A 19237-nucleotide genomic window follows, 5' to 3' on the forward strand; every position below is an offset into this window, starting at 1 on the left:
GGAACCCGCTCGACCGGACCCGCACCAGCCACCTTGCCCGCCTCGAACTGGCAGAACTCGCTCTCGCGGCCTGAGACGAGTTAACCAGCAGGGTCAGGGCTCCGGACAAACAGAGCGCTTGCAGCCCGGCCTTGTTGCCGAGGGCGGTCGCGTCGCGCTTGGACGCCTTCTTCGACAGGTTCACCTGAGCGTCCAGGATGCCCGCGAGCTTCTGTACGTGGAAGGCGTACCCGATGGACAGGCTTTCGAGCAGTTTCGGCTTGTCGATCTCACCGCGCAGCCCATAGTCGTTGACCATCATGTGAATGGTCTTGGTGCGCAGGCAGTAAACGCTGTCGGAGTTGTTGACCGTGAAGGTGCCGCAGGAGGTCTTGACCCTGTCGCCGTACGAGAATCGCACCTTGGGCTTGCCGTAAGGCAGCCCGGCTTTGCGCAGCAGCAGCCGCCACGCCTTGTCGAGACAGACGTCCATGTCCTTGACGTAACGCCGAAAGACCTCGACATCGGCGCTCCCGGCGAACGGCTCCTCGCAACCGTCCACCGCGAATTTCTCCGTCTTGTACAGCGGATTCTTGGTGAGCGCGGCAGCGCCGGTCGGAACCGGCCCGGCGCTGGCCGTTCCGCTCAATGCGGAGCTCGCGAGCACACCTGCGAGTAATGGCACAATCAAGGACATCGGACGCATGGCACCGGACCCTACATGATCTTCCCTGACTTGAGGTGCCCACGATCTTCCGGACAGACAACCCAAGAGTCGCTGAACTACCAGCACCCGCCTGCGACCACGACACCGACCTGGTCGGCACCGCGAACCTGCTGCTGAGCCTCACGGCCCCCGCGGGAGCGAACGTTCACACGCGCCTGCTGGATGTGACCCCCGACGGAGGCGCGTACCTCATCGCCTACGGTCAGGCCCATCTCGACGTGGAAGCGCGAGGCGGGCACGTCATCATCGACCTGCAGAGCATCGCCTACCGGCTGCGCGCGGGCCACCGCCTGGCACTCGACGTCATGAGCAGCGACTTCCCCCACTACGTCCCCGAAGCCCCGCCCGGCGCCGACCCGTGGGGCGCCCTGCCCGGCGAGCCCGCCACGCGAGAGGTCATCGTGGGCGGACCCGCTCCATCCCGCCTGCGCATCGGCCCCTGGCACATCGACGACCTGCGCGAACCCGCTCCCTGATCGCCCGCCCCGTGGAGAGAGCCATGCACGACAACCCGACCGAAGCACTCCGCCGGGTGGGCCTGGTCACCCATGAACGGCACCTTCTCCGGCTCCGCCTACACCACAATGTGGTGCAGGCGACCCGCTTGCTCGGGCTCGCGCCCGAGCAAGCCGCCTCTCCGCTGGCACGGCGACCCTGTGACCTGAGGCACGCGGCGGTGTCGCTGTGGCTCAACGCCGGCGTGCACGCCCCCGAGGTCGCCGGGCGGGCCGCGCACACCGTGGACGTGCTCCTGAAGATCTACGCCACATGCATCGACGGCCGGCGCGAGGTGGCCGGCCAACGCATCGAGAAAGCGCTGGGGGAATCGTGATCCACCAAACGCCCTGCTCCGGAATCCGGATGGAACGATCATGTCGCCAAACGGCCTACCTTCTACGTTGAAGCAGGTCGAAGGGCCTCTGGCCCGCCGGTCACGAGTACCACTCGTAGTGGACGTTGGTCTTGGTCTCGGTGTTGAAGTCGATCTCGCCGTCGAGGTAGCGGTTCCACATGGTGGAGAGCTTCGACGACCGTACGGTGCATCCGGCCCAGCGCACGCCCTTGGGACGGATGCTGCCGACGTAGTCGTAGCAGGTCCCGACCTTCTTGCCGTTGACCCAGAGGCGGGCGTTCAGGCTGACGTCGTAGAGCCTCAGGCGGGTGACGCTCTTGATCCGCACCTTGATGCGGCAGGTGTCCTCGCACTTGCCGAAGTAGATCTTGTAGTCGAGCAGATGCGGACGAGCCGCCGTGCCCGACGTCTGGGCGTTCTGTCCCAGCTCGGACGCCGAGGCCGCCGCCGGCGTCACCGCGATGACCCCGGTCGCGACGGTGGCGGCTAAGAGCATGCCGGCAAGACTCCTGGTCATGTTTCCCCCATGGCCGTGAACGGCCGCTTCCCCCGTTGAAAGCGGCGCACTCCCTTTCGATTAACCACCGGGAAATTGGAACGGTCAACGATTTGTCCGCATATGTACGGAGATCGTAATCCACTGCCCTGTTGATCCGCGCCCGACCCGACGACGATGGTCACAGGCGCAGGCGCAGGCGCAGGCGCAGGAGCCGCTGCGCGTTGCCCCTATCCCGCGATGGCCGTCACGGCGGGGACCCTGTCGCCGGCTCTGTGCTCCCGGACCCCCAGCAGAAGGATCATGCCGAGCAGCGGCCCTGCGGCGAGCGTGGCGAAGGCCCAGAAGAACGACTGGGTCGCCTGGAACACCGCGCCCAGCACCACCGGCACGACCGTGCTGCCGAGCTGCCAGAACGCGTTCGTCGCACCGGCCGCGGACCCGGCCAGCCGGACCCCCGCGAGCTCCGGGATCAGCGCGATCATCAGCGGGCTGTACACGTACGCCGCGACTCCGAGGAACGGCGCCACCCACAGGAACCCGCTCAGGCTGTCGCGGGTGCCGAACACCAGCAACGTCACGACGAAGGCGGCAAGCACGATCACGGCCGGGACCTTCCGCCGCCCGCCGAACAGATCGGACACCACGCCCATGAACGGCTTCGCCGCGACGGCCGTGACGCCGAAGATCGCGACCACGGCCCCGGCCTGCACGGGAGTGAGGTGACCGCCCTTGATCATCAGCGCGTTGGACCAGGTGATGAAGCCGTAGGTGCCCCACAGCGCGCCGAACCCGGCCAGGCCGAGCAGCCACAGGTCCCGGTTGCGGGCCAGCGGGCGCAGGTCCGGCACCTTCCGGGGCGCGCTCGCGACGTGGGCGCCGCCGGCCCCGCGCAGCAGCACGAGGCACACGACCGCGACGGCCATCGAGACGGCGCCGAACACGTGGTAGGACGCACGCCATCCGGACGCGGCGATGAGGCTCGGCACCACCGCGTTCGCGATCACCGTGCCCAGCGAGGTCGCGGTCATGAACACGCCCATGGCGAACCCCCGGTGCGCGGGCGGGAACCACTGGGAGATGAGCTTGACCCCGGCCGAGTAGTCGCACCCGGCGAACACCCCGACCCCGGCCTGGAACGCGATGCCCGTCGCCACGGAGTCCGTCTCGCCGAACAGGATCATGAACCCGCCGGCGAGGAAGAGCGAGCAGCCGACGACCACCCGGGGGCCGAGCCAGTCGGTCAGCACCCCGCCCGCGGCGTTGGAGAGGACGTAACCCACGTAATAGCCCGTGGCGAACGCGCCGAGCCCGGCCAGGGACACGCCGAGGTGCTCGCCCACCGCCACCGAGGCGGGGCCCCAGGTGGAACGGTCCACAGCGGTCATCGTGAACGCGGCCCATGCCAGCGCCAGCACGACCCAGCGGTAGGGGTGCCGGACGACGACCGGCTCCGGGGTGAGGCTCACGGCGGGGGCCCTTCTGTGGCACGCACTTTGCGTGTCCAGATAATCATACAGAGTCGCGCCTCGGAGGCCGGTCGCCGTGGTCACGTTCAGCCGGATGACGCGCGACGGCCAAAAGCCGCTTCACCGGAATCGCCTCCGGCAAAATTCTGCGCGCACCTTGGCAAAAGAAGTGGGGAACGCCTGTTGGCGGGAAATGAGAACACCCGTCTCCGGCGGCTCCGGCCGGCCGCATGGGAAAACAGGCCGGAATAACCTGGGGGTGGAGGCTTGGCGCCGACGGCATCGTGGGCCGGCGCCTGACGGTTGGATGCACATGACGATGGCCGCACAGAATGCTTCGCCTTCGCGCGGGCTACGAGCGGGGGCCGTGCCGTTCGGTGCCTCACGGGAGCGGCGGGACCCCTCATGACGCTTTTGTTGGATAAATCCCCCTTCGTTGGGCGAAGGCGTGAATTGTCGGCAGCGCGGGACGCGCTGTCCAGGACGCGGCTGCTCACCCTGACCGGCCCCGGCGGCGTCGGCAAGACCCGGCTGGCGCTCAAGCTCGCGGAGAGCCTGCGGAAGAGATACCGGGACGGCGTCGAGGTGATCGAGCTGGCCACCCTGGAGACCGGCGAGCTGCTGGAACCGGCGGTGGCGGCGGCGCTGGGGCTGCGCGACTCCCACCCCGACCCCATGGGGCTGCTGGTGGAGCACCTGTGGGGCAGGCGGATGCTGCTGGTCCTGGACAACTGCGAGCACCTGGGCCTGCTCTGCGCGCACTTCGTGGAGCGGCTGCTGCACGCCACGCCCCGCCTGCGGATCCTGGTGACCAGCAGGCACTCGCTGGGCGTGCACGGCGAGCAGGTGCTCCCGGTCCCGCCGCTGTCCGTGCCCGGGCCCGGCCGCGCGCCCCACGAGGAGGTCCTGGCCGGTCGCGCGCTCCACGAGGTGGCGCGGCCCGGCCCGATGACGCCCGGCCGCACCGTGAGGGAGGTGGCCAGGCACGACTCGGTGCGCCTGTTCGTGGAGCGCGCGGCGCACGTCGTGCCGGGCTTCTCCCTGAAGGCGGGCAACCTCGCCTGCGTGGTGCGGCTGGTGCGGCGGCTGGAGGGGATCCCGCTGGCGATCGAGCTGGCCGCGGCGCGGCTGCGTAACCTGTCCCTGGACGAGCTCGCGTACGAACTGGACCGGCGCTTCGACGTGCTGGCCGCCGGCGGCCCCATGGCGTTGCCGCGGCACCAGACACTGCGGGCGACCATCGAATGGAGCTACCGGCTGTGCTCGCCCGAGGAGCAGCGGCTGTGGGCCAGGCTGTCGATGTTCGCCGGAGGGGTCGACCTGGAGACCGCGGAGACGGTGTGCTCGGGCGAGGGCATCGACTCGCTCGACGTGCTCGACCTCCTGACCGGGCTGGTGGACAAGTCGGTGCTGTTCCGGGACGGGCCCGGCTTCCGCATGCTGGAGAGCCTGCGCGCGTACGGCGGCGAGCAGCTGGCGCCCGCCGAGCGGCACTGGCTGCGCAGGCGCTTCATCGGCCACTACCGCGAACTCACGGAGACGCACCGGACCGACCAGTTGGTGTCCGACCAGCTGGAGCGCTACCTGGCCCTGCGCCGGGAGCTGCCCAACATCCGCGTCGCGCTCCAGACCTGCCTGAACGAGCCGGCGCTGGCGCCCCTGGGGCTGGGCACCGCGTCCGCGATGTGGTGCTTCTGGGTGCTCGCCGGCGCGCTCACCGAGGGCCGCTACTGGATCGAACACGGCCTGGGGCTGGTGCCGGAGCCGGGCCGGACCCGGGCGACGGCGCTCTGGGTGGACAGCATGCTCGCCCTGCGCCAGGGGGATCTCGACGGGGCGATTCCGCGGCTGGAGGAGTGCCGAGAGCTCACCGGCAGTCTGGGATACGAGGACCTCGTGCCGTACGCCGTCCGGACCGAGGGCGTGGCCGCCTGCACCGCCGGCGACACCCGGCACGGCCTCGCGCTGCTGTGCGAGTCGCTCGCCCTCCACCGGGCCCTGAACGACATGGACGGGCTCATGTTCAACCTCTACTTCGCGGCCGCGTACGGATCGACCGAGGACCCCGGCCTGGCCGCGGAGTTCGGCGAAGAGCTGCTGGCCCTGAGCGAGACCCATCACGCACTGGTGTCACGCGCGTACGCCCAGTTCGCGCTCGGCGTGGCGCGGTGGAACCTGGGCGACTACACGCAGGCCGAGGCGCTCCTGACGGCGGCCGCGCGGTTCACCGGCGAGATCAACGACCGCTGGTGCCTCACCCAGTGCCTGGAGGTGCTGGCCTGGATCGCCGGCGCCCGGGACGAGCACGAGAGGGCCGCCGAGCTGCTGGGAGCGGCGCACTCGCTGTGGCAGGCGGCGGGCGCCGCGCCCGAACGGCTGTGCTACCACGCCACCTGGCACGAGCAGTGTGCGCGGCAGGCCCGCCACGCCCTCGGGAAACCGGCGTTCACCTCCGCGTTCCGCCATGGGACCAAGCTCGGCGTCGACCGCGCCGTCACCTACGCGGTCCGGCCTCAGGAGGCCCGCCCCGAGTTGCGGCACTCGCCCTGATCGTTCACGGGGATCTCGAACCAGAAGGCCGTGCCCGCGGTGCCCCAGCAGCACGCCAGCCGCCGGAACGCGCTCAGGTCGGCCGGCACCGGCGCGTCGTCCGCGCCCTCCGCCTCGACCTCGCAGCGCAGCACGCCGTCGGTGGCCCAGACGGTCACCTGGTACGGCCCGCGCGCGTGGTCCGCGATCAGCTCGCCGACCAGCAGCGTGGCGGAGTCCGCCAGTTCGCCGAGCCCCCATGAGGACAGCCGGGCACGGATGCGACGCCGCGTCCGCGCGTCCGAGGAGAGCGTCCAGGAGTCGATCCGCTCGCCCGGGCCCCGGCTCTCGTCGGCGCCCTGGGCCCTGGCCCTGATCCAGTCCCAGGCCCGGCCCAGGGCGCCCAGGTCGAGATGCTGCCCGGTGTTCTGATCCATCAAGACGTAGTGGTTCATGCCGCACTCCCACATGCGAGTCGATCGGAGGGGACGCTGCTCCCGTCGGGCAGCAGCGCGCCCGTGTCCTCGAAGACCACCACGCCGTTGCAGAGCAGGCCCCATCCCTGCTCGGGGTGGAAGGCCACCAGATGGGCGGCGTCGTGGTCGCTGGCGTACGCGGATGGGCACCGAGGCCGGTGCTTGCACATGGTTGACGATTCCTTCGATTCCTCGACGGTGCTGTCGATGCATCCATCGTGCGTTCGGCGGCCGCGCGAACGGCACGGGAAAGACACCTGTATGACTACCTAGTCCGTCCTGCGTACGTACGTAGTCCTCGGCCCGCCCCGGGGCCTTCATTCAAATGGGCGTCTACTTTCCGTCAACGGCCTGCATACCCCCACGAGTTACGTTTTTCGCCGGTAAATCAATGACCAAAGCAATGGGGGATTGTCTTGTCTGATTCCGCGCCCAGAGAATCCGGGCCGACGCCGTTCACCGCCGTTCACGGCGACGAGCGGCACGATGTCTACGCCGGCCTCGCCGCCAACGGGCCCATTCACCCGATCACGACGCCGAGCGGCATGCCGGCGTGGCTGGTGACCGGCCATGCCGAGACGAGGGCGCTGCTGTCCGATCCGCGGCTGGTCAAGGGCGGCTGGACGTCGGGGGCGTACGCGCGGCAACTGCCCGAGGACGTGGCGCGCGGCATCCACACGACCATGCTCAACAGCGACCCGCCGGACCACCCCCGCCTGCGCAGGATGGTGACGTCGGCCTTCACCCGCCGCCGGGTCGAGAGGCTCATCCCGCGGATCCGGCAGATCACCGACGATCTGCTCGCCGTGGCCGACGGCCGGGGGACCGTCGACCTCATCGCCGAGCTGGCGTACCCGCTGGCGATCGGCGTGATCTGCGAGCTGATCGGCATCCCCGAGGCGGAGCGGGCCGATTTCCGCGAGTGGACGCTGCCGGCCGTGTCCCCCGGCATCTACAGCTACGAGGAGTTCCACGCGGCCGTCGCCTCGCTGCTCGGCTACAGCCGCGAACTGATCGGGAAGAAGCGGCGCGACCCGCAGGACGACCTGCTCTCGGACCTGATCGCGGCGCGCGACGGCGGGGAGGGGCTCACCCAGGACGAGCTGACTTCGATGATCTTCCTGCTGGTGATCGCCGGCCACGAGACGACGGTGAACCTCATCGGGAACGGCATGCGCGCCCTGCTCACCCACCCCGATCAGCTCGCCCTGCTCCGCAGGCGCCCCGAACTGCTCGAACCCGCGATCGAGGAGCTGCTGCGCCACGACGGGCCCGTGCAGAGCACCCTGTCGTACCGCACCGCGCAGCCCGTCGAGACCGGCGGGGTGATGCTCCCGGCGGGCTCGGTGGTGTACTTCTCCCTGATGGCCGCCAACCGCGACCCGCGGACGTTCCTGCGGGGCGCCTCGCTGGACATCACCCGGGAAGCCCCGACGCATGTCGCCTTCGGGCACGGCATCCACTACTGCGTCGGCGCGCCGCTCGCCCGGGTCGAGGCCCGCATCGCGTTCGGCGCGCTGCTGGACCGCTTCCCCGACCTGTGCCTGGCGGTGCCCGCAGAGAGCATGACCAGGACGCCGTCACAGATCATGAACGGCCTGACGGCCCTCCCCGTCCACCTGCGCCTCCCGAACGCCGCGTAGCCCGCCGCCGGCCCCCGGAAAAGCCGGCTTGATCTAGAGTCGGCTCTAGATCGTAGGCTCCGACGCACGTCCAGCACCCTCAACGGCATCGCTAGGAGCCTGATCATGCGTTACCGCGTCCTCGGCGGCACGGGCATCGAGGTGAGCGTCCACTGTCTCGGCGCCATGATGTTCGGCGCGGTCGGCAATCCCGACCACGACGACTGCGCCCGCGTCATCCACCACGCCCTCGACCAGGGCGTCAACTTCATCGACACCGCCGACATGTACTCGGCCGGCGAGTCCGAGGTGATCGTGGGGAAGGCGCTGCGGGGCCGCCGTGACGACGTCGTGCTCGCCACGAAGGTGCACTTCCCGATGGGGGAGGGGCCGAACCGGCACGGCAACTCGCGGCGCTGGATCCTCAAGGAGGTCGAGGAGAGCCTCAAGCGGCTCCAGACCGACTGGATCGACCTCTACCAGGTGCACCGGCCCGACCACGCCACCGACATAGAGGAGACGCTCGACGTGCTGGGCGACCTCGTCGGTCAGGGGAAGATCCGGGCCTTCGGCTGCTCGACGTTCCCCGCCGAGGACATCGTCGAGGCGCACCACGTCGCCGAGCGCCGCGGCCTGCGGCGCTTCAGGACCGAGCAGCCTCCGTACTCGCTCCTCGCCCGCGGCGTGGAGGCCGACGTGCTGCCGGTGTGCCACCGGTACGGGATGGGCGTGCTGACCTGGAGCCCGCTCGCCTCCGGCTTCCTGACCGGCCGGTTCAGGAAGGGGCAGCCCATCGACCTGACCACCGGCCGCGCGTCGCTCGTGCCGAGCCGCTTCGACCCCGCCATCCCCGAGAACGCCGCCAAGCTGGAGGTGGTGGAGCAGCTGATCGAGCTGGCGACGGACCTCGGCTGCTCGCTGCCCGAGCTCGCGGTCGCCTTCCCCGCCGCGCACCCGGCCGTCACCTCGGTGATCATCGGCCCGCGCACCATGGAGCAGCTGGAGGCGACGCTCAAGGGCGCCATGCTCACCCTCGACGACGCGGCCCTCGACCGCATCGACGAGATCATCCCGCCGGGCGCCAACCTCTACCAGCCCGACGGCGCCTGGCGCCGCCCGGCGCTGACGGACACCAGCCGCCGGCGCCGCCTGCTCTCCGACCGGGCCGCGGGCTGATCGCCGACGGGCTCAGCCGAGGTCCAGCTCGGAGCCGCCGAACTTGTCCCGCAGGAACCGGCCCTGATCGCGCAGCGCCTGCTCGTCCCCCCGGTGGATGGCCTCGGCCACCTTGCGCAGCTGGGCGTCGAGCAGGCCGAGCTGGGCGAGCAGTTCCTCGTGCGCGCTGCGCTCCCGCCCGCCGCGGCGGGTGAGGGCGTAGCCGCGCGGCAGGTTCGCGTACGCCTCCAGGCTGGCGGGCAGGTATTGGCGGATCGTCTGCGACACCACGTGCAGCTGGTCGGGGGAGGCGGTGAGCTGCTCGGCGCGGTCCAGCACGCCCCTCAGGACCTCGGCCAGCGCGTCCACCGCCGCGTGCACGTCGCCGGGGAAGCGCCCGGCGACGCGCCGCAGCAGCGTGTCCAGGTCGGCCCGCAGCGCCCGCGTCTCCACCTCGGCGTGCGAGATGGTCAGCCGGACCCGTTCGGGCGGGGCGAGCAGCGCGCCCACCCCGTACAGCGCGACCACGATCACCGGCCAGAACGCGCCCGCGAGGCCCAGGAAGTGGGCCACCAGGCCGAGCAGCGCCAGGCAGGAGCCGGCGATGTTCCTGTTCGAGCCCAGGTACCGCAGGACGCGCTCACTGATAGCCACGGATCTCCTTGAACGCGCTGCTCAACGACGTCTTACGGGCGTCGAACACGGCGCCGCCGGTCAGCTCGGCGACCTTGCGCATCTCTTCGACGTCGCTCTCGCCGAACAGCACCACGAACGCCGGCGCCCGCCGATCCGCCGGCAGCGCCCGGTAACGGGCCTCGAAGGCGGCGTAGTCGGAGCCGTCGGTGTTGTCGCCGTCGGTCATGAGCACGATCGAGGTGTAGTGGCCGGGCGTCACCGGCTGCTCGTAGGCGGCGGTGAGGCTGTCGTAGATCGCGGTGCCGCCGCCCGCGGAGAGCCCTTCCGCGAACGCCTTGATCTTGGCGAGCACCGGCTCCGGGTCGCGTTCGGGCACGGTGAACGGCACCGGCTTCAGCGGCGCGCCGCTGAACGGGATCATGGTGACGGCCTCGCGGTTGCTGAAACGCGAGAACGCGCCCGAGGCCGAGGTGTCGGCGCCGGTCAGGGCGACCAGCGCCTGGCGCAGCGCCTCGATCCGCTCGCCCGCCATCGAGCCGGAGGTGTCCAGCACGAACCGCGCCTCCGCCGGGACCCGCACCTGGTTGAGGTAGGTGGTGATCAGCTCGTCGGCGGTGCTGCGCCGGTTGGGGAACGGCAGCTCGATCAGCTGCCTCCCGCCGAAGCGCGGGTCGGGGGCCACACCCGGCACGATCGGCCGGCGGTGGGTGCCGGTCATGATGTCCTTCTGCACGGCGGGGCTGCGCAACCAGGTGGTGAGCTTGCCGTACAGGGCCTTCTTGGGCTCGGGGGCGGAGGCGAGCAGCGTGAGCGGGTAGTCGGCGGTGATCACGCCGTCGGACGGGTAGACGAGCGTGAGCGGGTCGCGCATCCCCAGCAGGACCGACTCGTAGTTGACCATGCCGTCCACGCGCGGGTCGCGGGCGTAGGCGTCGGCCAGCCACCCCGACGAGCCCGCCGTCAGGCGCTGCGCCGAGAAGAACTCCTTCAGCCGCGGCGTCACCGACGCGACCTGCTCGGCGCTCAGCGCGCCGTCCGCGTCCGACAGCGCCGCGGCCACCCCGACCAGGGCGGAGAAGCCGGAGTTGGAGGAGGCGGGGTTCGTCATGGCGAAGCCGAACCTGCCCTCCTTGGCCGCCCGCGCGATGTCGGCCCAGGTGACCTGCCTGGCGTCCCAGCCGAGCTCGCGGGCCTTGGCGGGCTTCAGCCCCAGCACGACGGGCGAGACCATGATCTTGGTCTGGGTGGACAGCCGGGCCTGGGCGCCGTCGATCAGGGACAGGTAGCGGTTGGAGGAGAACCAGACCGCGTCCAGCCGGCCGTCGGCGCGGCCGCTCGCGACCTGCTCGGCTCCGTCGAGCGTGCCGGTGTAGGTGAGCCGCACCTTGACGCCGGCCTCCTTCCCGGCCCGCTGGAGCAGCGGTTCGAGGTCCTTGATCTCGCTGCCGGCCAGCACCCGCAGCACGTCGGGCGCGTCGGCGGGCTCCTCGCCCCCGCCGCAGCCCGCCAGCAGGGCGGCGAGCAGGATGAGGGGCAGGGCTCGTCTCATCGATCGTTCTCCCGGGCGCGTTCGAGGTACGCCTTGGCGTGCCCCAGCTCGGCGGACAGGCTGTCGACGGTGGCCGCCATGTTGTCCACGGCCTTCGCCCGGAACGCGTCGATCGTGTCCATCGTGGCGTAGACGTTGTCGAACGCCTGCCGCAGCGTGTCCAGGTCCACGGTCGTGGAGGCCGCCTGGTTCTGGATCGCGCCCGCCTGGGTGCGCAGCATCTCGCTGGTGGCCAGGATGAGGTCGCCGGTCGTGGCGTTGAGCGCGGTGATCTGGTCGAGCACCAGCTTCTGGTTCGCCAGCGCCTGCGCGACCGTGACCGCCGTGCGCAGCGCCGCGACCGTGGTCGTGGTGGCGCGGTCCACGCCCTTGCTCAGCTCCAGGTTGTTCTTGCGTACGAGGTCGAGCGCCAGATAGCCCTGGGCCGACACGGCGAGCTGGGTGAGCAGGTCCTGGTGGCGCTGGCGCACCGTGAACAGGGCGTCCGACCGCAGCGCCGTGGCCCGCTCCTCGTCGGCCAGCGTGATGCGCTCCTCAAGGGCGGCGTCCATGGCCTGGGCCATGACCGCGTACTCCTGCAGGCGGGTCATCGTCTCCCACAGGTTCGCCTTCTCGCCCTCGATGGCGGCGTTGTCGCGCAGCAGCTCGTCCTGGCCGGACTTCAGCGCCCGGATGATGTCGTCGAGGTGCTTCTGCGCGGACTGGTACCTGGCGAAGTAGTCGCGCAGCCGGTCGCCGAACGGGATGAGGCCCAGCAGCTTGCGCGTCCCGCTCGCCGCCTGCTTCGGGTCCAGGTCCACGACGGTGCGGCGCAGCGCCACCAGCTCCTTGGCCACCCGGGACTGGGCGTCGGCGCCCTCGCCCCTGGCCGCGTCCAGGGCGGCGACCGGCCGCTTGAGCATGCGGTTGGCCACCTGGGAGGCTGACTTGATCTCGGTGCCGCCCATCGAGGCGATGTCGTGCACCTTGCGGGAGAACTCGGGGGAGCGGTGGTCGAGCCCGCTCAGCTCGCCGGCGAAGTCGCGGGCCCTGGCGGCCAGCTCGGCGGCGCGCTCGTCGGCGATCGGCAGCATGGTGGCCGCCGTCTCGGCCGGGACCGGGGCGACCGGCTCGGGCGGCGTGAGCACCAGATCGGACACGTGCGGGATCTCCTTGCTAGGGACGGGCGGAGTCGATGGTGGTGATGAGCTGGTCCAGCCGCTCGTACGTGGGCGGCTCGACGACGTCCACCAGGTCGGCCGCCGCCGGCGCCCCGGTCTTGGCGACCAGGCCGGCGAACGCCTGCGGGTCGGTGGTGCGGAAGCCGTACGCGGCCGCCAGCGACTGCAGCTCCGCGTCCTTCGTGAGCAGCCGCCCCACCCGGTCGCCCGGCTCGGTCAGCGGGACCAGCGTGTGCTTGCTGAGCACGGTCGGCGACGGGTACACCAGCCGCATCTCGGGCTTGATCGCGCCGTCGCCGGCGAAGACGTGCGCCAGGTACTGCGCCTCGTAGACGACCAGCATCGGCGTCTTGCCCGCGCCCAGCGCCAGGTAGTCGTCGAACGACGCCTCGCTGGTGGACTCGGAGAAGCCCTGGTCGAGAACGGCGGGGCCGACCATCGGGGCGATCTTGGCGATCTGGGCGGCGGAGGTGGGCACATCCTCGCCGTTGGCGACGTAGCCGATGGCCGACAGGTACATGGCGGCGCTGTTGGACGTACGGATGTCGGTGGTGGTGAGGAGGATCCGCTTGCGAGCCGGGTAATCCGAATTACCGGGAAGCTGATCCCAGCGAGTGCCTTTAGCTATTAAATCGAGATATTTCCGGATATCTAAGAGTTGGTAGCCTTTGCCGGAATCGCGGACCACGCCCGCCTTCACCAGCAGCTTCGCGATCGGCTCGAACGTGGCCACCGCCATCGGCGAGTAGAACGGCGAGTACGTCGTGACCGCCTTGCGGTCGCGCTTGATCCGCTCGGCGGCGGGAACGCTGGAGGGAAAGGCGAAAGCGTAGCGGCCGAGGTCCACATCGGTGACGATCTGCCGCGACCCGGCGGTGTCCACCTCCACCCGCAGCCCGTGCTTGGCGAAGGCCGCCTTCACCCGGGGATCGTCGAAGAACGGCTTCTTCTCCGATCCGATGACCCCCCGCACCACGAGCGCCTCCGGGGCCTCGTCCGCCCGGTTCCCCAAGAGGAAGGCCGCGACCGCCACCCCGGCCAGAACCACCGCCAGAATGACACCGATCCAGCGCTTCATCGCATCCTGTTTCTTGAAACAACCCCCATGACAGGAATTATGGGATGGCGATTGCCGGGCCCGCGCGTGCGGAAAGGCGACCGTACGGCAGAATTCATCCCCCGTTCACGGCCGGGGCGCAGGCTCCGTCCCGTTCTCGGTGACCCCCGGTTGATCTGGGTGGGAGGGGGCGGGGCGAGGGGCGGCGCGCTGGGTGAGGGCGATGGCGGCGAGGATGACGAGGGCGCCGACCGGCTGGTTCCAGCTGATTCCCTCGCCCAGGACGACCACCCCGGAGACCGCGGCGAAGACCGGCAGCAGGTAGGTGACCGTGGAGGTCGTGGTGACCCCGGCCCGGACCTGCACCCAGTAGAGCAGCAGGTACGCCAGCCCCGTGCCGAGCCCGCCGAGCCCGGCCAGGCTCCACCAGACGGCGGCGGGCGCGTGCGGGTCCACCAGCGGCACCCCGGCCAGCAGCGTGATCACGGCCAGCTGGGCCGCGCCGCTGAGCAACTGCCCGGCGGCCAGGACGACCGGCGGCTCGGGACGCCGGCCGGTGATGAAGCGGCCCATGTAGGCGCCGCCGATCCCGTAGCAGGCCGCGGCGGCGAAGCAGGCCAGGCTGCCGGCGAGCTGCCCGCCGGCCATCGGCTGCCAGATCCCGAGCACCACCATGACGCCCGCGAAGCCCAGGCCCAGGCCTGCCACCCGGCCGGTGGTCGCCTTCTCGGTGCGCAGCAGCAGGGTGAAGGCCAGCGTGCAGAGCGGGGTGGTGGCGTTCCAGATGGCCGCGACCACGGAGGAGACGTACTGCTCGCCGTACGCGAAAAGGGTGAACGGCAGCGTGGTGAGCACGATCGAGGCGATCTGGAAGTGGCCCCACAGGCGCGGGTCGCGCGGCAGCGGCCTGCCGCCGAGCAGCACGGCCACCAGGAGCACCAGCGCGCCGATGACCATCCGGCCGAAGGAGACCTGGAGCGGGTGCAGGACGTCCACCGCGACCTTGATGAAGAAGAAGCTGTTGCCCCAGATGGCGGCGAGCAGCAGGAAACCGGGCAACCAAGGTTTGAGCACGGATGGAGCGTAGCGGTCGGTCCGACATATAACCATTTGAACGAGTGAGTACTCGCTCATTAGGATGGCTCGCTATGAACAGGAGGCGAAGGGTGCCGGCCATGGCCCCGGAAGACCGCCGTGCCGCGCTCATTGCCGCCACGCTCCCCTTGCTGCGCGAGTACGGAACCGCGGTGAGCACCCGTCAGATCGCCGAGGCCGCGGGCGTGGCCGAGGGCACGATCTTCGGCGTCTTCCCCGACAAGGCCTCGCTGCTGCGGGCGACGCTGATGGCCGCGTTCGACCCGCGGCCCGCGGCGGACGCGCTGGCGGCCATCGGCGCGCGGGCCGGGCTGCGCGAGCGGCTGCGCGAGGCGGTCGCGATGCTGCGGACGGGGATGAGGGCCAACGCCAACCTCATGGCCGTGCCCAAGGAGCTGATGAAGGACGACGCCGAGTTCTTCAAGCAGATCATGGACGGCCGGCGCGTGATCGTGGACGGGCTCGCCGCCCTGATCGAGCCCGACCGCGACCGGCTGCGCCGCTCTCCCAAGGCCGCGGCGGAGCTGCTGGTCGTGCTGATCGCGACGACCGTGCACCGCGGCTTCGGCCAGATCGGCGAGTTCGGAGACATGGACGACGAGGAGATCGTCTCTGTTCTGCTCGACGGGCTGCTCGTGCGGCCCCCAACCACCCCATCGACAGAAAGCGCCTCTTGATGCTGCTCCGTCTTCTGCGGGTCCAGCTCAGACCGTACGGGAAAGAGATCACACTCGTGGTCCTCTTCCAGTTCGTGCAGACACTGGCCACGCTCTACCTTCCCACCCTCAACGCCGACATCATCGACGACGGCGTCGTCAAGGGCGACACCGGCGCCATCATGCGCATCGGGCTGGTGATGCTCGGTGTGACCCTCATCCAGATCGTCTGCTCGATCGTGGCCGTCTACTACGGCGCCAGGACCTCGATGGCCCTGGGCCGGGACCTGCGGGCCGCGATCTTCCACCGGGTGCAGGACTTCTCCGCCCAGGAGGTCAACAGGTTCGGCGCGCCGTCCCTGATCACCCGGACCACCAACGACGTGCAGCAGATCCAGCTGCTCGTGCTCATGACGTTCACGATGATGGTGGCGGCGCCGATCATGTGCGTCGGCGGCATCGTGCTGGCGCTGCGCCAGGACGCGGCGCTGTCGTCGCTGCTGCTCGTCGTGCTGCCCGTGATGATCGTCATCGTGGGCGTGATCGTGATGCTCATGCGCCCGCTCTTCCGCACGATGCAGGAGCGCATCGACCGGATCAACCAGGTGCTGCGCGAGCAGATCACCGGCATCCGGGTCATCCGCGCCTTCGTCCGCGACAAGCACGAGGGCGATCGCTTCGGCGTGGCCAACGACCGGTTGACCGACGTGTCGCTGCGGGTCGGGCGGCTGATGGCGCTGATGTTCCCCTCGGTGATGCTGGTGGTGAACCTGTCCAGCGTCGCCGTGGTGTGGTTCGGCGCACACCGCATCGCCGACGGGTCCATGCAGGTGGGCGCGCTCACGGCGGTCATCTCCTACCTGATGCAGATCCTCATGTCGGTGATGATGGCGATGTTCATGTTCATGATGATCCCGCGGGCCGAGGTCTGCGCCGAGCGCCTCGACGAGGTGCTCGGCACCGAGCCGACCGTCCACCCGCCGGCCAGGCCGATCGCCCCCGAACGCCACCTCGGCGAGCTGGAGCTGCGGTCCGTGGACTTCCGGTATCCGGGCGCCGAGGAGCCGGTGCTGTGCGGCGTGAGCTTCTCGGCGCGGCCCGGCCGTACCACCGCGATCATCGGCAGCACGGGCAGCGGCAAGACGACGCTGCTCAATCTCGTCCCGCGCCTGTTCGACGCGACCGCCGGCGAGGTGCTGGTCGACGGCGTCGACGTGCGTGACCTCGACCCGGCCGTGCTCGCCCGCGCGGTCGGCCTGGTGCCGCAGTCGCCCTACCTCTTCTCCGGCACCGTCGCCTCCAACCTGAGGTACGGCAAGCCGGACGCGACCGACGAGGAGCTGTGGAAGGCCCTGGAGGTGGCCCAGGCCCGGGAGTTCGTCGAGGCGATGCCCGGCGGCCTGGACGAGCCGATCTCCCAGGGCGGCACCAACGTCTCCGGCGGCCAGCGCCAGCGCCTGGCCATCGCCAGGACGCTCGTGCACCGTCCCGAGATCTTCCTGTTCGACGACTCCTTCTCCGCCCTCGACTACGCCACCGACGCCCGGCTGCGCGCGGCGCTGGCCGAGGAGATCGCCGACGCCACGATCGTCATCGTGGCCCAGCGGGTGAACACCATCCGCGACGCCGACCGCATCCTCGTGCTCGACGACGGCCGCGTGGTCGGCAGCGGCACCCACGCCGAGCTCATGACGACCTGCCCGACCTACCGGGAGATCGTGCTGTCCCAGCTCACCGAACAGGAGGCCGCGGCATGACGACTCAAGCGCCGGCGCGCCGGCCCCAGCCCGCCTTCGGTCCGGGCCGGATGATGTCCGGGCCCGCCGAGAAGGCCCTCGACTTCGGCGGCACGCTCCGCAGCCTGCTGCGGTTGCTGAGCCCCGAGCGCCCGCTGCTGGCGCTCGTCCTGGCTCTCGGCGCTGCCAGCGTCGCGCTGACCGTGACGGGCCCCAAGATCCTCGGCCACGCCACGGACCTGATCTTCTCCGGCATCATCGGGGCCCAGCTGCCCGCCGGGGGCACCAAGGAGCAGGCCGTGGCCGACCTGCGCGCCAGGGGCCAGGGCACGTTCGCCGACATGGTGTCGTCGATGAACGTGGTGCCCGGCCACGGCATCGACTTCACCGCGCTGGCCCAGGTGCTGGCCTGGGCGCTGGCGGTCTACCTGCTGGCGGCGCTGCTCGGGATCGTGCAGTTCCGGCTGACCACGACCGTCGTGCAGCGGGCGGCGTTCCGGCTGCGCGAGCGGATCGAGGCCAAGCTGACGCGGCTGCCGCTGAGCTACTTCGACGGCCAGCCGCGCGGCGAGATCCTCAGCCGCGCCACCAACGACACCGACAACATCGCCCAGTCGCTGCAGCAGACGATGAGCCAGCTCATCTCGTCGGTGCTGACGGTCGTGGCGGTGCTGGCGGTGATGTTCTGGATCTCGCCGGTCCTGGCGCTCATCGCGCTGGTCAGCGTACCTGTGTCGGTCTACGTCACCGCCGTCGTCGGCAAGCGGTCGCAGCCGCAGTTCATCAAGCAGTGGTCCTCGACGGGCAAGCTCAACGGCCACATCGAGGAGATGTACGGCGGGCACACGCTGGTCAAGGTGTTCGGCAGGCAGAAGGAGGCCGCCGAGACCTTCGACCGGCACAACGACGCCCTGTTCACCTCCAGCTTCCGCGCCCAGTTCATCTCCGGGCTCATCCAGCCGGCGATGATGTTCATCGGCAACCTCAACTACGTGCTGGTCGCCGTGGTGGGCGGGCTCAAGGTGGCCTCGGGCTCGATCTCGCTGGGCGACGTGCAGGCGTTCATCCAGTACTCGCGGCAGTTCAGCCAGCCGCTGACCCAGGTGGCCGGCATGGCGAACCTGGTGCAGTCGGGCGTCGCCTCGGCCGAGCGGGTCTTCGAGCTGCTGGAGGCTCCCGAGCAGTCCGGGGAGCCCGCCGAGCCCGCCAGGCCCGCGCAGCTCAGGGGCCGGGTGGCGTTCGAGGACGTGTCCTTCCGGTACGCGCCGGACCGGCCGCTGATCGAGAACCTGTCGCTGACCGTGGAGCCCGGCCAGACCGTGGCCATCGTCGGCCCCACGGGAGCGGGCAAGACGACGCTGGTCAACCTCATCATGCGCTTCTACGAGGTGACCGGCGGCCGCATCACGCTCGACGGCGTCGACATCGCCGAGATGTCCAGGGAGGAGCTGCGCGCCAACATCGGCATGGTGCTGCAGGACACCTGGCTGTTCGGCGGCACGATCGCGGAGAACATCGGCTACGGGGCGGAAGGCGCCACCCGCGAGCGGATCGAGGCCGCCGCGGAGGCCGCCCACGTGGACCGCATCGCGCACACGCTGCCCGACGGCTACGACACGGTGATCGACGAGGAGGGCGCGACGGTCAGCGCGGGCGAGAAGCAGCTGATCACGATCGCCCGGGCGTTCCTGTCCGAGCCGGCGATCCTGATCCTGGACGAGGCCACCAGCTCGGTCGACACCCGCACCGAGGTGCTCATCCAGCGGGCGATGAGCTCGCTGCGCGAGGGGCGCACCAGCTTCGTGATCGCCCACCGGCTGTCCACGATCCGCGACGCCAGCCTGATCCTGGTCATGGAGAACGGGCGGATCGTCGAGCAGGGCACGCACGAGTCGCTGCTGGCCGAGGGCGGCGCCTACGCCCGGCTGTACTCGGCCCAGTTCGCCCAGGCCGCGGTGGAGGTGGACTAGCCCCGGACTAGCCCGGTGGTCCGGCGTGGCGTCGGTGCGGGCGTTGCCGTTCCGGGTGACGATCGCGGTGAC

General features: G+C 70.4%; 18 protein-coding genes. 8 read left to right on the forward strand and 10 right to left on the reverse strand.

The features are described 5' to 3' along the window. On the reverse strand, positions 1 to 685 hold a 685-nt coding region (locus ACIBQ1_RS41020), incomplete at its 3' end, for a hypothetical protein (RefSeq protein ID WP_397285664.1). Positions 686 to 720: 35 nt separating this feature from the next. On the opposite strand from ACIBQ1_RS41020, the gene ACIBQ1_RS41025 reads away from it, so the two are divergent. Both ACIBQ1_RS41025 and ACIBQ1_RS41030 read left to right on the forward strand, forming a co-directional pair. Continuing rightward, complete coding sequence (locus ACIBQ1_RS41025; RefSeq protein WP_397285666.1) at positions 721 to 1182, forward strand: CocE/NonD family hydrolase C-terminal non-catalytic domain-containing protein; 462 nt, start codon at positions 721 to 723, stop codon at positions 1180 to 1182. A 23-nt stretch (positions 1183 to 1205) separates the two neighbouring features. Continuing rightward, positions 1206 to 1538, forward strand: coding sequence for a hypothetical protein (locus ACIBQ1_RS41030; protein ID WP_397285668.1), 333 nt, complete (start codon positions 1206 to 1208; stop codon positions 1536 to 1538). Between the two features lie 100 nt (positions 1539 to 1638). On the opposite strand, the gene ACIBQ1_RS41035 is transcribed toward ACIBQ1_RS41030, so the two are convergent. Both ACIBQ1_RS41035 and ACIBQ1_RS41040 read right to left on the reverse strand, forming a co-directional pair. Beyond that, complete coding sequence (locus tag ACIBQ1_RS41035) at positions 1639 to 2076, reverse strand: hypothetical protein (protein WP_397285670.1); 438 nt, start codon at positions 2074 to 2076, stop codon at positions 1639 to 1641. A gap of 209 nt (positions 2077 to 2285) precedes the next feature. Continuing rightward, the gene (locus ACIBQ1_RS41040) at positions 2286 to 3524 is read right to left on the reverse strand and encodes a nitrate/nitrite transporter (protein ID WP_397285672.1); all 1239 of its coding nucleotides are present in this window, start codon (positions 3522 to 3524) and stop codon (positions 2286 to 2288) included. A gap of 453 nt (positions 3525 to 3977) precedes the next feature. Here ACIBQ1_RS41040 and ACIBQ1_RS41045 point away from each other — a divergent pair, with 453 nt between their 5' ends. Beyond that, positions 3978 to 6074, forward strand: a complete 2097-nt coding sequence (locus tag ACIBQ1_RS41045) for an ATP-binding protein (protein WP_397285674.1) — start codon at positions 3978 to 3980, stop codon at positions 6072 to 6074. Here ACIBQ1_RS41045 and ACIBQ1_RS41050 read toward each other — a convergent pair. Both ACIBQ1_RS41050 and ACIBQ1_RS41055 read right to left on the reverse strand, forming a co-directional pair. After that, on the reverse strand, positions 6038 to 6508 hold the full coding sequence (locus ACIBQ1_RS41050; RefSeq protein WP_397285676.1) for a hypothetical protein: 471 nt from the start codon (positions 6506 to 6508) through the stop codon (positions 6038 to 6040). The two genes, ACIBQ1_RS41045 and ACIBQ1_RS41050, sit on opposite strands and share 37 nt — an antisense overlap. Beyond that, a complete protein-coding gene (locus ACIBQ1_RS41055; protein WP_397285678.1) occupies positions 6505 to 6699 on the reverse strand; it encodes a DUF5999 family protein in 195 nt (64 codons plus the stop codon). The genes ACIBQ1_RS41050 and ACIBQ1_RS41055 overlap by 4 nt, the downstream gene beginning before the upstream one ends. A gap of 246 nt (positions 6700 to 6945) precedes the next feature. Between ACIBQ1_RS41055 and ACIBQ1_RS41060 the strand changes: the two genes are divergently transcribed. Both ACIBQ1_RS41060 and ACIBQ1_RS41065 read left to right on the forward strand, forming a co-directional pair. After that, positions 6946 to 8172, forward strand: coding sequence for a cytochrome P450 (locus ACIBQ1_RS41060; RefSeq protein WP_397285680.1), 1227 nt, complete (start codon positions 6946 to 6948; stop codon positions 8170 to 8172). 105 nt (positions 8173 to 8277) lie between these two features. Continuing rightward, positions 8278 to 9327 carry an aldo/keto reductase gene (locus tag ACIBQ1_RS41065; RefSeq protein ID WP_397285682.1) on the forward strand — a complete coding sequence of 350 codons (1050 nt, stop codon included), beginning with the start codon at positions 8278 to 8280 and terminating at the stop codon, positions 9325 to 9327. 12 nt (positions 9328 to 9339) lie between these two features. Here the strand turns inward: ACIBQ1_RS41065 and ACIBQ1_RS41070 are convergent, their stop codons facing one another. From ACIBQ1_RS41070 to ACIBQ1_RS41090, 5 genes are all read right to left on the reverse strand, one after another. Continuing rightward, positions 9340 to 9960: a hypothetical protein gene (locus ACIBQ1_RS41070; protein ID WP_397285684.1), complete on the reverse strand. Its 621-nt coding sequence runs from the start codon at positions 9958 to 9960 to the stop codon at positions 9340 to 9342. Next, positions 9947 to 11491, reverse strand: coding sequence for a substrate-binding domain-containing protein (locus tag ACIBQ1_RS41075; protein ID WP_397285686.1), 1545 nt, complete (start codon positions 11489 to 11491; stop codon positions 9947 to 9949). Before ACIBQ1_RS41075 ends, ACIBQ1_RS41070 begins: the two co-directional genes overlap by 14 nt. After that, positions 11488 to 12630: a toxic anion resistance protein gene (locus ACIBQ1_RS41080; protein ID WP_397285688.1), complete on the reverse strand. Its 1143-nt coding sequence runs from the start codon at positions 12628 to 12630 to the stop codon at positions 11488 to 11490. The genes ACIBQ1_RS41075 and ACIBQ1_RS41080 overlap by 4 nt, the downstream gene beginning before the upstream one ends. A 16-nt stretch (positions 12631 to 12646) precedes the next feature. Continuing rightward, positions 12647 to 13729: a hypothetical protein gene (locus ACIBQ1_RS41085; protein WP_397285690.1), complete on the reverse strand. Its 1083-nt coding sequence runs from the start codon at positions 13727 to 13729 to the stop codon at positions 12647 to 12649. A gap of 105 nt (positions 13730 to 13834) precedes the next feature. Beyond that, the gene (locus tag ACIBQ1_RS41090) at positions 13835 to 14782 is read right to left on the reverse strand and encodes a DMT family transporter (RefSeq protein WP_397285692.1); all 948 of its coding nucleotides are present in this window, start codon (positions 14780 to 14782) and stop codon (positions 13835 to 13837) included. Between the two features lie 101 nt (positions 14783 to 14883). On the opposite strand from ACIBQ1_RS41090, the gene ACIBQ1_RS41095 reads away from it, so the two are divergent. From ACIBQ1_RS41095 to ACIBQ1_RS41105, 3 genes are read left to right on the forward strand one after another with little or no spacing between them, the layout of a single operon-like run. Then, positions 14884 to 15480: a TetR/AcrR family transcriptional regulator gene (locus ACIBQ1_RS41095; RefSeq protein ID WP_397285694.1), complete on the forward strand. Its 597-nt coding sequence runs from the start codon at positions 14884 to 14886 to the stop codon at positions 15478 to 15480. After that, entirely contained in the window at positions 15480 to 17216 is a 1737-nt protein-coding gene (locus tag ACIBQ1_RS41100) for an ABC transporter ATP-binding protein (RefSeq protein WP_397285696.1), read from the forward strand. Before ACIBQ1_RS41095 ends, ACIBQ1_RS41100 begins: the two co-directional genes overlap by 1 nt. Then, the gene (locus ACIBQ1_RS41105; RefSeq protein ID WP_397285698.1) at positions 17213 to 19165 is read left to right on the forward strand and encodes an ABC transporter ATP-binding protein; all 1953 of its coding nucleotides are present in this window, start codon (positions 17213 to 17215) and stop codon (positions 19163 to 19165) included. Before ACIBQ1_RS41100 ends, ACIBQ1_RS41105 begins: the two co-directional genes overlap by 4 nt. Positions 19166 to 19237 lie beyond the last annotated feature (72 nt).

The sequence above is a fragment of the Nonomuraea sp. NPDC050153 genome, from assembly GCF_044460125.1.
GTDB lineage: Bacteria > Actinomycetota > Actinomycetes > Streptosporangiales > Streptosporangiaceae > Nonomuraea.

Coding starts and splice junctions, on each gene's coding strand:
- ACIBQ1_RS41095 (WP_397285694.1), top strand. CDS start 14,884: ATGGCCCCGGAAGACCGCCGTGCCGCGCTCATTGCCGCCACGCTCCCC.
- ACIBQ1_RS41100 (WP_397285696.1), top strand. CDS start 15,480: ATGCTGCTCCGTCTTCTGCGGGTCCAGCTCAGACCGTACGGGAAAGAG.
- ACIBQ1_RS41055 (WP_397285678.1), bottom strand. CDS start 6,699: ATGTGCAAGCACCGGCCTCGGTGCCCATCCGCGTACGCCAGCGACCAC.
- ACIBQ1_RS41065 (WP_397285682.1), top strand. CDS start 8,278: ATGCGTTACCGCGTCCTCGGCGGCACGGGCATCGAGGTGAGCGTCCAC.
- ACIBQ1_RS41075 (WP_397285686.1), bottom strand. CDS start 11,491: ATGAGACGAGCCCTGCCCCTCATCCTGCTCGCCGCCCTGCTGGCGGGC.
- ACIBQ1_RS41035 (WP_397285670.1), bottom strand. CDS start 2,076: ATGACCAGGAGTCTTGCCGGCATGCTCTTAGCCGCCACCGTCGCGACC.
- ACIBQ1_RS41085 (WP_397285690.1), bottom strand. CDS start 13,729: ATGAAGCGCTGGATCGGTGTCATTCTGGCGGTGGTTCTGGCCGGGGTG.
- ACIBQ1_RS41030 (WP_397285668.1), top strand. CDS start 1,206: ATGCACGACAACCCGACCGAAGCACTCCGCCGGGTGGGCCTGGTCACC.
- ACIBQ1_RS41105 (WP_397285698.1), top strand. CDS start 17,213: ATGACGACTCAAGCGCCGGCGCGCCGGCCCCAGCCCGCCTTCGGTCCG.
- ACIBQ1_RS41050 (WP_397285676.1), bottom strand. CDS start 6,508: ATGAACCACTACGTCTTGATGGATCAGAACACCGGGCAGCATCTCGAC.